This window comes from Synechococcus sp. RS9909 (assembly GCF_014279595.1).
GTDB lineage: Bacteria > Cyanobacteriota > Cyanobacteriia > PCC-6307 > Cyanobiaceae > Synechococcus_C.
On sequence record NZ_CP047943.1, the window covers coordinates 624,737 to 636,938 of the forward strand.

The window sequence follows — 12,202 nt, forward strand, 5'->3', positions numbered from 1 at the left end:
TTTCAAGTGCTAGCGGTGAGGCAGAGCGCTGCAAAGGGGGTGGCGATGGGCGAGGTGTCGGCAGCGCCGCCGGCCTGGGTGGCGGATGCGGTGGTGTATCAGGTGTTTCCCGATCGGTTCCGTCGCAGTGGTCGGGTGCCGATTCAGGAGAGCCTCGCTCTCCAGCCCTGGGGCAGCGATCCCCGGTTGCAGGGCTTTCATGGCGGCGATCTCTATGGGGTGATCGAGGCTCTGGATCACCTGCAGGGCATGGGCGTGACCTGTCTGTATCTGACGCCCGTGTTCAGCTCAGCGGCCAATCACCGCTATCACGCCTACGACTACCTGGAGATCGATCCCCTACTCGGTGGTGATCCAGCCTTCGAGGCCTTGATCGATGCCCTGCATGCCCGCGGCATGCGCCTGATCCTCGATGGGGTGTTCAACCATTGCGGGCGGGGGTTCTGGCCGTTCCACCACCTGCTCGAAAACGGTGCGGTGTCGCCCTATCGCCACTGGTTCCATGTGCACCACTGGCCGTTGCGTCCCTACGCCCGTGTCGGGGAGTCCTGTGGGTACAGCTGTTGGTGGAACGATCCGGCCCTGCCCAAGTTCAACCACCACCACCCCGCCGTTCAGGAGTATCTGCTGCGGGTGGGGCGTCACTGGCTGGAACGGGGCATCGACGGCTGGCGGCTGGATGTGCCTGATGAGGTGCCGCAGCCCTTCTGGCAACGCTTCCGGCGGATGGTGAAGGCCGTGAACGGCGATGCCTGGATCGTCGGTGAGATCTGGGGCGACGCCAGGCCCTGGTTGCAGGGGGATCAGTTCGATGGCGTGATGAACTACCGGATGGGCTGGAGTTCCCTGAGCTGGGCTGCGGCGGGGGAGCTGGCGTCCGATTTTGACCACCCCCTTTACCCCCTGCGCCCCCTGGACGGCCCGGGGTTACTGGAGATCTGGCAGCAGACGCTGAGCTGGTACCGGCCTGAGGTGCGTCGCGCCCAGCTCAATCTGCTCGACAGTCATGACGTGCCCCGGGCGCTCCACAGCCTGCGGGGCGATCGGGCGGCCCTGAAGCTGGCCCTGGTGCTGCTGTTTCTGCAGCCGGGAGCTCCCTGCGTTTATTACGGCACGGAAGCCGGTCTGGCGGGTGGTCCGGAGCCCGGCTGCCGCGAGGGGGTTCCCTGGGGCGAGGGCTGGCCCCAGGACCTGCAAGTGTTGCTGCGCGATCTGGCCGGCTTGCGCCACCGTTATTCGGCCCTTCGCGATGGCGTGCTGCGCTGGCGCCCGCTGGCGAACGACGGCCTTCAGGCCGAGGCCGATGCACTTTTGGTGGTGCTCAATCGCAGTCGTCACCGTGCGTTGACGCTCAACGCAGACTCTGGCCTGATAGCGAACGGACGCGCCCCGCACTGGCAGCTGGGGACCTGGGACCCTGACGAGCGGGCACTGGGCCCCCAATCCGTCGCCTTGTTTGCGGACGGGGGGAGTGCCTGAGGGCCTGCAGCAGGTCGCGGCTTGCTGGATGGGCCGTCACATCGCTTGGCAAGACCAGGGCCACGTCATCACCATCCGGCAGGGAACTGCTGTGGAGGGGGAAGGCAGCGAGGGTGGAGTCGTTGGCATCGACGTCCTGCAGCGGACAGAGCAGGGCGTCGATGATGCGCTGGCGCAGGAGCGCCAGGCTGCGCGTTGGCTCCTGCAGTCGCGACGCACCGGCCCACCAGCGTTCGGGAATGGAGCGGCCAGGACCATCGGCAAGCCAATGGCTCGTCTCCAGCCGCAACCGACCTTTCCCCTCCAGCCGTGCCCGTTGGTGCACCTGCCGTTCCATCTGCAGCAGGGTGGTGTCGCCACGAAGGCGCCAGCGTCCGCGCTCTTTCTCAATCGTGAGCCGAAAGGCCTGGGCGCATTTGCGCTGATTGCGGCTGACGGTGGTCTGATGCTGTTGCAGGGCGATGCCCACCTGTTGACCCGATTGCAGCCAGATCAGACCGTCCAGGCTGCTGAGCAGTTCGAGGCTGACCATGCGCTGATGTTTCAGCATCTGATCGGATCCTCCGGGTGCGGCTGTAACGGATCAATCCCCAGCTCTGGGTAGGGCGTCGCTGGCTGATGGGAACGGCAGGATCAGTCGGGCCAGCACGCCGCCTTCCTGTCGATTGCCGATCTGCAGCGCGCCGCCGTGATTGTCCATGGCACTGCGCACCAGGAACAGGCCCAGACCGCTGCCCTCCTGTTTGCTGCTGGTCAGCGGCTGCTCGATCAAGCGCTCCTGGGGAATGCCTGGGCCGTTGTCTTCCACGTCGATCTGCCAGGTGTTGTTCACCTGATCCAGGCGGAGGCTCACCCTGGGATGGGGATTGGGGGGGTGTTGACTCTTGATCGCTTCGATCGCATTTCTGATCAGATTGATCAGGGCGATCTGTAACTGGGTGGCATCTCCCTGGAGCAACGCCGTGCCATCCGGCATGGCATGGATCGACTCGATCTGGAGCCAGTGCGCAACGTCGGGGCTGTTGGATTGGACGTAGCGCACGCTGTTGCTGATCACCTGCTTCAGATCAACGCTTTGCTGCTCGCTGCTGGTGTTACGCAAAAGGGAGCGAATTTTTTCGCTGATGTCGGCAATGCGCTGGCTTTGGCTGTTGAGCAGTCTGAGCTGGCTGGTGAGTTGAGCGGAGCGGTCGTCATGTGGCTGGGTTGGTAATGATTGCAGGAGGTGCTCCGATGTGAGCCGAAGAATGCTGATGGGCTGGTTGATCTCGTGGGCAATCGATGCGGCTTCCAGGCTCACTCTCAATTTGTTGCTCATCTGGGTGAGCGCTTTTTCGTCTCTGCTGCGTTGTTGCTCGAACAGCTCAATGATCTGCCTTTCCTTGTCACGCAATTGGCTGGTGAGAGCGTTGAAGGCGTCGATCATGGCCCGGATCGCCTGGTTGAGATCCCAGACCTCTCGGGCGCTCTCTTGTTGCAGTTGGCATTGGAAGTGCAGCGGCTGTGGTTGATCACCCAGCGCAGCAATCTGGGCTTCCGTGTCTTGACTGGCCTGCTTGAGCGCCGTGAGTGGGGTGAGCAAGCCTCGGATCAGTCGCTGATTGATCACGAGCGCGAAGCCCAGGGCCGACAGGGTGGCCAGCAGGGTGATCAGCAGATCCCGTTGCAGGGTGGTCACCTCCGGGGTGGCGGCGATGGCGGTGAGCAGTATCCAGTCCAACCCCTCATGATCCCCCCAGGGTGTGGCTTTGACCAGAAAGGGCTGGCCCTTGAGCTGCACGAGTCGTGTGGCCCCGGGCTGGATCGTTGTGGCATCGGCCAGGAACTGCTCCTGCAGCTTGCGGGCCAGGGGGGAGGGCAGGTTGCGGAGGTTGCGTCGACGCGTTTCGGCTGCGGAGCGGATAAAGGTGAGTTCCGGTTTGGAACTGGCCACCAGATCACCGTTGCGTTCCACGATCAGGGCCAGCCCTGTGTTGTTGGTCCAGGCGTCCTGCAGCCAGGTGCTGAGTTTGTTGATGATCATGTCCACACCCACCACGCCGATCAGGGTGTTGGTTCGGTCGTAGACCGGCGCGTTGTAGGAGATCGAGTAGGTGTCGGGTTGATCTTCCCAGGCGTAGATCCGACTCCAGGTGGGTTGTCCTGCTTTGACGGTGTCGACATACCAGGCCTCTTCATGGGAGGTGCTCATGTCGGGGATGGTGTTGAGGTGTTGCTTGCGCTGTCCGGTTGCATCCATGCTGAACACGAGCATCTTGCCTCGGCCGAAGCGCTTGCTGTCTTCGTTGTGGTAATAGCGGTTGTCTTGGCTTTTCTCGATGCCGAGAAAGGTGCCATCAGTGGCACCGTAGTTGATGTAATCCACCGGAAATGATTTTAATTGCCGCCAGAAGCGCTGGCTGAGTTTGTCGAAGTTGTTCAGCAGCTCAGGCTCGCTGGCCAGGGCGGATTCATTCAGTTCATTGATGATCGTGGGATAGCTCAGTTTCTTGCTCAGGCGTTCCGAAACCTGCACGGCTGTGAGGTTGGCGCGTTGCGCTTCGCTCTGATGGATGCCGCTGTCGCGCCCGAGGAAATAGGTGAGCACGCTCAGGGAGCCCGCCACGAGAATCAGTTGCAGCCCGGTGGCGCGCGTCAGCGTGCCAGCCAGTGAGCGCGGCTTCCTGGTGGTCATTGGATCGCTTGTCGCTGGGTGGCAAGGGCGGCTGCTTTGACCAGTTCGGCGCCGCTCAGGCCCAGGGTGCGGGCAATCGCCTTGCGATGGGTTTCCACCGTGGCAACCGAGCATCCGAGCTGACGCGCGATCTCCTTGGTGCTTCGCCCAGCGCCGATCAGGGTGTAGATCTCCTGTTGCCGTTGTGTCAGCTGCTGTTCGGCCGGTTGCAGGATCGCGTTCAAGCTCTGGCGCAGGCTGGCGAAGGCGCTGGCTTTGTTGATCACTGCTTTCACCGCTGGCTCGAGCTCGGCCGGGCAGGCGAACTGTTCGGCGGCACCGGAGAGCACGATCAACTGAATGCCGGTATGGCGCTCCACCAGGTGGCGGGCGAGGTCGCCGCCTTGGCCATCGGGGAGTTGCAGGTCGAGCAAGGCGAGATCGAGGCCATGGCCGTGGCTGATCATTTCGGCGGCGGCGATGGTCTGCGCCTTGAACACGGTGCTGATTTCACTGAAGGATTCGACCACCGAACCGAGCAGATCCAGAAGGATGCGCTCGTCTTCCACCACGAGGCAGTGCAACGGCCTGCAGCCACTGTCTCCATCGTGCCATTGCCCAATCAGGCAGCCAGTGCGAGCTCGGGGAAGCGGGGCTGCAGATGGGCCAGGCGTTCTTTGAGCGTGTGGATCAGGGAGGCCACCGCCGGTTCATCGCGGAGGTCGCGCTGCAGCAGCAGGGCTTCGCCTGAGCGGAATGGCAGCGTGATCGGCAGAGGCACCAGCCCGTCTCCAGACACCGCCTGGCTCAGGCAGTGCCCGTAGGCGATGGTCACATCCTTGGCGCTGCGCCCCTCCCAGCGCTCCCTGCGATAGCGGTTCATGTGCACGGGTGTGTTCCAGAGGCCGAGCTTCTTCAGCTCCCGTTCGACGATCGGATAGGCGCCCTCGGGCAGGGCCAGGCTGGGGAACTGCTGCAGATCGTCCAGGCGGATGGGGTCTTGTTTCAGTAAGGGGTGATCCGCTTTCACCAGCAGGTGCAGTGGCATGCCACAGAGGGGAACGGCACAGAGGTCGGGGTCGTTCTCGTCGGGGAGGTCCGGCAGGCCGCAGATCCAGGCATCGCAGATCCTGCGACGCAACAGAGACAGGTTCGGCTCCATGCCGACCAGATTGGAGAGCCCGGCGATCCAGCCGCTGGGCTCGGGGTCGCAGAGCAGGGGCAGGCTCCAGTAGGTCGCCTCCAGGCGCAGGGGACGCAGGCCCGCCAGGCGGGCTTTCTGGTGCACCTCCCGTTCCAGGTTCAGCAGGGTCTGGTCGCCGCTCAGGCCCCACTCCTGATCGTTTTTCTCCAAGCTGATGCCGAAGCTTTTGGCGCAGATCCGCTGCCGGCGGCTCACCGATGACTGGTCGAGCTTCAACCGGGTGGCCACCTCTCGACCGGTGCGCAACCAGATCAAGCCGTCCAGGCAGGCCAGCGTGTCGAGGTCAACCATGGCTGTGGTGCAAAAGCCATCGTTGGATGGAAGCCCTTGACGAGACTTGAACTCGTGACCTCTCCCTTACCAAGGGAGTGCTCTACCGCTGAGCTACAAGGGCATGTGGAAGGTGGGCCGGGTTGGATTTGAACCAACGTAGGCAGAGCCAGCGGATTTACAGTCCGCCCCCATTAACCACTCGGGCACCGACCCGAACCACACCGCAAGAACTTACCAGCCCGAGGGGCCCGCACCCCTCGATACGATCGAGCCCACATGCACCGCATCGGGCCATGCGCCTTCTGCTGCTTAATGGCCCCAATCTCAACCTGCTCGGTCGGCGTGAGCCTGGGTTGTATGGCCAGCAGAGCCTGGCGGCGATCGAGCAGTCGCTCCAGGAGCGAGCAGCGGCGGCAGGGGTGGCACTCGACTGCTTCCAGAGCAATGTGGAAGGGGCCCTTGTGGAGCGGATCCACCAGGCCATGGGTCAGGCGGATGGAATCCTGATCAATGCGGGTGCTTACACCCACACCTCGATCGCTCTGCGCGATGCCCTGCTGGGGGTGGCCATCCCCTTCGTGGAGCTCCACCTGAGCAACACCCATGCCCGCGAACCGTTCCGTCATCACTCCTACCTGGCGGATCGCGCCGTTGGCGTGGTGAGTGGGTTCGGGGCCACCAGCTACACCCTCGCCTTCGATGGATTGCTGCTGCATCTGAGGGCTGCAGCGGCTGGGGGCTGAGCGGCGATGGTGGCGAGCATCCGTTGGTTGGCCGCGCCCACCAGTGAGGCCTGGGTGGAGCAGGCGATCGCGCGGCCGATCGAGGTCTTGATCGATCACGCCCATTGCGAACGCAAGGCGGCGGGAGCGGCGGTGCAGCTGATGTTCCGCTATCTCTGCGAGCCCGGTCTGGGCGAGGCGCTCAGTCCGCTGGCTCGCGAGGAGCTGGAGCATTTTGAGCAGGTGCTTGCGTTGCTGCAGGCGCGTGGACGCTATCTCGAGCCCTTGCCCTCACCGGGATACGGCGCCCAGCTGGCCAAGCAGGTGCGCCGGGGTGAGCCCGAGCGCATGCTTGATTCCTTCCTGGTTGCCGGCCTGATCGAGGCGCGCAGCCATGAGCGCATGGCGCTGCTGGCGCAGCACAGTCCGGATCCGGAGCTGCGCGATCTCTACGCCAGCCTGCTGCAGAGCGAGGCCCGCCATTTCGGTCTCTATTGGGTGCTGTGCGAGGAGCGCTGGCCACGCGAGCTGATCGTTCCCCGCTTGCAGGCATTGGCATTCGCTGAGGTGGCGGCCCTCTCGGGTGATCTGGAGCGCCCCGAGGATGTGCGCATGCATTCCGTTGGGATCCGCAAGCAAAGTCCAAAAGAAGCCTGAAGAGACGCGCCAGTCTTTGTGGGCGGTTTTAAGATTGACCCAGTTCTTGCGTGTTGCGTGATGACCGATTCGGCGGTGACGGTGAAGGCCACCGTGGCGGCGGCCGTGGCTGATTCCCTGCAGGCCCTGCGCAATGGCACCACCGATGAACAGTGGAATGGCCTCAAGGCCAATCCCCTCGTGCGTGATCTGATCGGTCGTTGCGCCGATCTCGAGGCCGCCCTGCTCCTCGATGACGCCCCCGCGACCGGCTGTCGGCGGCCGCCGCAACGGCTGCAGGCGCCGGTGGAGGCCCGGCTGCTTCTCGCAGCCTGAGGGGACGATCAGTCGAGGCGCGGGTACTGACGTGCGATCGGGTCGCCCGTGAACCGGGCGACCCAGCCTTCCGGGTTGTTGAAGAAGCGGATGGCACAGAACGAGGGGCGCGATCCCATGTCGAACCAGTGCTTGGTGCCAGCGGGAACGGTGATCCAGTCGCCGGCGCAGCACAGCACCTGAATCACCTCGTCGTTGATGTGGAGGCAGAACAACCCCTGGCCTTCCACGAAAAAGCGCACCTCATCTTCGGCATGGGTGTGTTCCTCGAGGAATTTCGCCCGGAGGGCGGTGCGATCAGGGTGGTCCGGGCTGATGCGGATCGCATCCACGGTGGCGTAGTCCCCGCCCGCCTGCACTGCGGTGATCTCGTCGCGGTAGGCGCGAAGAATGCTGTCCTGGTCGGCGCCCGGGGCTAAGGACTGCCGAGCCGGCCAGCGTTCGAAGCGAATGCCACGGCGCCGCAGTTCGGTCTGAATCAGGCTGACGTCTTCAGTCTCGAGGCTGGCCTTCGCGTGGCTGGACGTGGCCGGTGGCTCGATGGAATACAGGCGCAGGTGGCTCATGGGGCGTTGAGGCTGCTCGATGGCGTCATCCTGGCCCCATCGCGATTCTTAACGCGTGGCCATCACCCTGAAAGGGCTGTTGTCCTGCGCACCCCACGCCGATGCTTCGCTCGTTTCGTCTGCGCTCCCTTCCCGCTTCGATCGCCCCGCTCGCTGGCCTTGGGCTGGTGCTCATGGCTCCGGTCTCCCGGGCTGCGGATGCCAATCCGGCGGCGGGGCTGACCCTTCAGGTGGCGCCCCTCGCCAAGGCGGTCGGTCAGCCGCCGCGAGCGGGCAGTGCTGCTCTCGCCAGGGATCTTTCCGTGCTGCGTTGGATCCAGACCAGCCGTGATCCGCAGCAGGTGCGCCATGCCTGGACCTACCTCGATCGGGTGCCCACCGCCTTCGAGCCGGCGATCGGGGCCGACCTCAGTAAGACCGCCCCGCGCATCAAGGCCGGTGTGCCCGCCTTCGTGAAGGTGGTGGAGACGGTGAAAGACCAGCTCAAGGAGTCAATCGCCCGTCCGCGTCCGTTTCTGAGCCACGCCGACCTCCAACCCTGCCTGCCGCTGGAGCGCTCCAAGAGCTACCCCAGTGGCCATGCCACCTGGTACACAGCCACCAGCCTGCTGCTGGCCGATCTGTTGCCGCAGCGGCGCGAGCGATTACTGGCGGTGGGTGAGCAGGGGGTGGCCGCCCGGGTCACCTGCGGCGTGCACTACCCAAGCGATGTGGAGGCCGGACAACGGCTGGCCGCGGCTGGAGTGGCTCAGATCCTTGCCAGCGTCCAATGGCAGCGGTTCAAGGCGTCGGTGCAGGAGGAGGTGAAGGCCCTGATGGTGCCGCCGCCCGCTGGGCTGCCCCTGCTGTTCGACTGAACGGCGTGGTTTAGAACGTGCCCAGTCATGGTCATCGTTCTGAACAGCGCTGCAGCTCCCCCTGCCGCAGGGCCCGTGTCCACGCCCGGTCTGGTGTTGATCGGGGTTGGTCCGGGGGATCCCGAGTGGCTCACCCTCGCGGCCCATCAGGCCCTGCAGCAGGCGGAGGTGGTGGCTTATCCGGTGGCGAGACGCGACGCCACCGGCATGGCGGCCACGATCGTAAAGCGGTTTCTGCTGCCGGAGCAGCAACGGTTACCCCTGGTGTTTCCGATGGTGCGGGCGATGGAATCGCTGCGACCGGCCTGGATCGCTGCGGCCGATGCGCTGGCGGCGGCGGTAAGGGCCGGTCGGCGTGTGGTGTTTCTCTGCGAGGGGGATGTGTCGCTCTTCGCCACGGGCAGTTATGTGCTGCTCGCGTTGCGGCAGCACCACCCCGACTGTCCGGTGCGCCTGATCCCCGGCGTGTCCTCCGTGGCGGCGGCGGCAGCCCAGGGGGCCTGGCCCCTGGCCCTGCAGCAGGAGGGGTTATTGATTCGTCCCTGCCCCGACGATGCTGCGGCGCTCCAGCGCGTGCTGCGCTGGGCGAAGGAGGAGAGCACGGTGCTGGCCCTGCTCAAGCTGGGCCAGCGTTGGCGCTGGGTGCAGCCGTTGCTGGCGGAGCAACAGCTGCTTCACAACGCCCTGTTCGCTGAGCGGATCGGCTGGCCCGATCAGACGGTGCTGCCGGCGGCGGCGGTGCCGGCTGGGGAGCGGCCCTATTTCTCGCAGCTGCTGATCCGCCAGGGTGAGGGTTGGGCCGATGGCTGACATCCGTGCTCTGTTCCTGGCCTTGCCGGCACTCACCCCACTGCAGTGGTTCGCGCTGGTGCACCCGGTGCTGATCATCCTTTTCGTGTATCCCGTGGTGGGAGCGACGATCCGCTTGGGGATCCTGGCGCGGGAACGCCGGCTGCAGATCAATCCGATCGCCCCCACCGTGCCGATCGAACATGCCGACCATGGCCGCTGGGTGACCGGGGCGCTCGTGCTGGCGGTTCTGCTGGCCTTCTGCCAGGAGGTGGCGGCCGCCTGGATCGAGCAACCCCTCGATCCGGCCGAGGTCCCCGCCCGCTTGCTGGCGCTGGTGGCGGCCACGCTGGGCGTGCTGGCGGCCTTGGCCGCCCTGCTGCGGGCGTCACGCACCTCCCGTCGGCTTGGCTGGGGCCTGGCCTGCTGGTTGGGCCTGTTGCTGCTGGGCTCCCAGCCGGAGGTGGAGCGCCTGGCGGATTCTCCGCTGCAGGCCCTCTTCTGGCAGTCCCATTTCTGGGGTGGGGTGCTGCTGACAGGCTGTTTCCTGCTTTCGACGGCGCTGCAGGCGGAGATTGTGGCCAGGCCGCGGATCCGTCGTGTGCATGTGGCTCTCAACCTGCTGGTGGCGCTGCTGTTCGCCACCCAGGCGATCAGCGGGACCCGAACACTCCTGTTGGCTTGAGGGTCTGCGGGATCAGGCTGCGCCCGAATGGGGTAGGCCCGCGCCACGGTGGTGGAATCCGTGCGATCAGGGCCAGAAGCGCCCGCCATTCTCCCTGGGCCTGCCGGTCGACCCAGCATCCCGGTCGCGTGAACAGCCAACGCAGCAGGGCGCGCCGTTGGTGGCTGCTCAGCTCGCCCCAGTCGAGTGCCAGCCGACCGCGCTCCTGGGCGCGCAGCGTCACGCTGAGTGGGGGCACATCGGGGCTCCAGCGCAGGCAGGTGCTGCTCACCAGCGGCGGTGACGGCTCCGCCACAGTCAGTTCGGCGCCCCGTTCGCTGATCGCCATGATCCGGCAGGGATGGCTGTGCCCGCCACCATCCTCGAGGCGGGCTTCCAGAGCAATGGCCTGCCAGGGCGCCGGGTCGGTGGCGGCGGGATCCCAGCAGGCCCGCAGGGCCACCAGCAGACTCAGCAGGTTCAGCAGCGCCCAGACCAGGCCCACTGGTTGACCCTGCAGGGCCAGGCCCGAGAGCGTCGTCGTCGGCAGAAGCAGCCCCGCCAGGTTGAAGCCATTGAGCAGGATCAACAGCAGCAGGGGGGCTACCAGGGGCAGGCTCCAGCTGCCCCGGTCGCGGCGTTGATGTTTCGGGGTGACCCGGAAGCCACCCAGGCGACCCCAGAGCTGGCTGATCACCGTGATGGTGAGAGGCACGGTGAGCACCCATCCGGTCAGTTCACTGAGGAAGGCGGCGCGGGAGCCCCGGTTCAGCCAGCCCAGGCTGAGCAGCAGGGTGGCCCACAGCGGTAGCAGCAAGGCCACGGCCGCTTCGGCCGTCAGGCGGATCGGCACCACACCCAGCAGGCCATAGCTGAGCGGCATCAGCAGCAGCACAAGCCGCGGCAGGTTGTTGAACCAGTGCACGACCCCCTCCAGGTAGGCGAGCCGTTGCCCCGCCGACAGCCCCGTGCCCCCGAGCGGCCCCTCTGTCATGCGCAGGCTCTGCAGGGTGCCCGCCGCCCAGCGCTGCCGCTGCCGCACGAAGTCGGCCATGGATTCCGCGGCCAGGCCAGCGCTGAGCTTTTCCTGCAGATAGCGGAGGCGCCACCCCTGGCGACGGAGGGCGATCCCGGTGACGAAATCCTCCGAAATCGCCTGCTCCACGAAGCCACCCACGCTGTTGAGCGCCTCGCGGCGCACCAGAAAGGCTGTGCCGGCGCACACCACCGCCCCCCAGCCGTCGCGAACGGGCTCGATCCAGCGGTAAAAGCTCTCCTCGTCGGAGAGCAGCCAGTGCTCCATGCGCAGATTGCGCATCACCGGATCGGCGTTGATGAAGGTCTGGGGGGTCTGCACCAGCGCCACATCGGGCTCCTGCAGGAAGCCGATGCAGCGCTCCAGGAAATGGCGCTGGGGGATGAAATCGGCATCGAACACGGCCACCAGTTCGCCATGGCCATGGCGCAGACCGTGGTTGAGATTGCCCGCCTTGGCGCCATGGAGCTCCGGGCGGTGCAGATAGCGACAGCCAAGGGAGCTGGCCAGTTGCCGCACCTCCGGCCGGCCGCTGTCATCGAGAACCCAAACAGTGGTGCGGGGGTAGGTCTGGGCGCAGCAGCCCACCAGGCTGCGCTCAAGCACGGCAAGTGGCTCGCCCCGGGTGGGCACCAGGATGTCGACGCTGGGTCGCCAGTTGCTCTGCTGCCATTGCCGCCAGCGCATGTCGGCTTCTTGGCGACGGTCTGGGAAAGGCCGCCAGGCCAGCCAGAGGGGGATCAGGCCCGTGAGCAGCAGCCATCCCTCCGCCAGAAGCAGCACCAGGCTGAGGGCCGTGCTCAGCGTGCTGCTGAGGTTGAGGCTGTCGCTGACGCGCCAGACCAGATAGCGCAGGGTGAGCAGGTTGATCAGCAGGATCAGGCTGCGGCGTGCCCACAGGGGTGACTGTTGCTCAGGGCGTCGCTGCAGCCAGAGCGGCCAGATCAGCACCAGCAGGGGCAGCCAGACGGCTGCACTCATCGATCC

At 65.6% G+C, this 12,202-nt stretch carries 12 protein-coding genes and 2 tRNA genes; 7 read left to right on the forward strand and 7 right to left on the reverse strand.

The window, feature by feature from the left end; genetic code table 11:
• Window positions 1-45 precede the first annotated feature (45 nt).
• A complete protein-coding gene (locus SynRS9909_RS03135; protein WP_007100520.1) occupies window positions 46-1,479 on the forward strand; it encodes a glycoside hydrolase family 13 protein in 1,434 nt (477 codons plus the stop codon).
• Window positions 1,480-2,062: 583 nt separating this feature from the next.
• On the opposite strand, the gene SynRS9909_RS03140 is transcribed toward SynRS9909_RS03135, so the two are convergent.
• The 5 genes from SynRS9909_RS03140 to SynRS9909_RS03160 all read right to left on the reverse strand — a co-directional run bounded on the left by SynRS9909_RS03140 (window position 2,063) and on the right by SynRS9909_RS03160 (window position 5,822).
• The gene (locus SynRS9909_RS03140) at window positions 2,063-4,153 is read right to left on the reverse strand and encodes an ATP-binding protein (protein ID WP_007100519.1); all 2,091 of its coding nucleotides are present in this window, start codon (window positions 4,151-4,153) and stop codon (window positions 2,063-2,065) included.
• On the reverse strand, window positions 4,150-4,716 hold the full coding sequence (locus tag SynRS9909_RS03145) for a response regulator (protein ID WP_007100518.1): 567 nt from the start codon (window positions 4,714-4,716) through the stop codon (window positions 4,150-4,152). The genes SynRS9909_RS03140 and SynRS9909_RS03145 overlap by 4 nt, the downstream gene beginning before the upstream one ends.
• A 38-nt stretch (window positions 4,717-4,754) precedes the next feature.
• A complete protein-coding gene (locus tag SynRS9909_RS03150; RefSeq protein ID WP_007100517.1) occupies window positions 4,755-5,627 on the reverse strand; it encodes a LysR substrate-binding domain-containing protein in 873 nt (290 codons plus the stop codon).
• Window positions 5,628-5,658: 31 nt separating this feature from the next.
• Window positions 5,659-5,730, reverse strand: a tRNA-Thr gene (locus SynRS9909_RS03155).
• 10 nt (window positions 5,731-5,740) lie between these two features.
• Window positions 5,741-5,822 (reverse strand) — tRNA-Tyr (locus SynRS9909_RS03160).
• An 80-nt stretch (window positions 5,823-5,902) separates the two neighbouring features.
• Between SynRS9909_RS03160 and aroQ the strand changes: the two genes are divergently transcribed.
• The 3 genes from aroQ to SynRS9909_RS03175 are packed head-to-tail and all read left to right on the forward strand — an operon-like array spanning window position 5,903 to window position 7,303.
• Window positions 5,903-6,352 carry a type II 3-dehydroquinate dehydratase gene (gene aroQ / locus SynRS9909_RS03165; RefSeq protein WP_007100516.1) on the forward strand — a complete coding sequence of 150 codons (450 nt, stop codon included), beginning with the start codon at window positions 5,903-5,905 and terminating at the stop codon, window positions 6,350-6,352.
• Window positions 6,353-6,358: 6 nt separating this feature from the next.
• Entirely contained in the window at window positions 6,359-6,988 is a 630-nt protein-coding gene (locus tag SynRS9909_RS03170; RefSeq protein ID WP_007100515.1) for a tRNA-(ms[2]io[6]A)-hydroxylase, read from the forward strand.
• A gap of 60 nt (window positions 6,989-7,048) precedes the next feature.
• Window positions 7,049-7,303, forward strand: coding sequence for a hypothetical protein (locus tag SynRS9909_RS03175; RefSeq protein ID WP_007100514.1), 255 nt, complete (start codon window positions 7,049-7,051; stop codon window positions 7,301-7,303).
• 8 nt (window positions 7,304-7,311) lie between these two features.
• On the opposite strand, the gene SynRS9909_RS03180 is transcribed toward SynRS9909_RS03175, so the two are convergent.
• A complete protein-coding gene (locus SynRS9909_RS03180) occupies window positions 7,312-7,869 on the reverse strand; it encodes an acireductone dioxygenase (RefSeq protein ID WP_007100513.1) in 558 nt (185 codons plus the stop codon).
• Window positions 7,870-7,970: 101 nt separating this feature from the next.
• On the opposite strand from SynRS9909_RS03180, the gene SynRS9909_RS03185 reads away from it, so the two are divergent.
• The 3 genes from SynRS9909_RS03185 to SynRS9909_RS03195 are packed head-to-tail and all read left to right on the forward strand — an operon-like array spanning window position 7,971 to window position 10,200.
• Complete coding sequence (locus SynRS9909_RS03185) at window positions 7,971-8,726, forward strand: phosphatase PAP2 family protein (protein ID WP_007100512.1); 756 nt, start codon at window positions 7,971-7,973, stop codon at window positions 8,724-8,726.
• 27 nt (window positions 8,727-8,753) lie between these two features.
• Window positions 8,754-9,536 (forward strand): precorrin-2 C(20)-methyltransferase, encoded by a 783-nt coding sequence (gene cobI, locus SynRS9909_RS03190; protein WP_007100511.1) that lies wholly within the window; start codon window positions 8,754-8,756, stop codon window positions 9,534-9,536.
• Entirely contained in the window at window positions 9,529-10,200 is a 672-nt protein-coding gene (locus tag SynRS9909_RS03195; RefSeq protein ID WP_007100510.1) for a DUF4079 domain-containing protein, read from the forward strand. The genes cobI and SynRS9909_RS03195 overlap by 8 nt, the downstream gene beginning before the upstream one ends.
• Here the strand turns inward: SynRS9909_RS03195 and SynRS9909_RS03200 are convergent.
• Window positions 10,169-12,196 carry a glycosyltransferase gene (locus SynRS9909_RS03200; protein ID WP_038001555.1) on the reverse strand — a complete coding sequence of 676 codons (2,028 nt, stop codon included), beginning with the start codon at window positions 12,194-12,196 and terminating at the stop codon, window positions 10,169-10,171. The two genes, SynRS9909_RS03195 and SynRS9909_RS03200, sit on opposite strands and share 32 nt — an antisense overlap.
• Window positions 12,197-12,202: the final 6 nt, after the last annotated feature.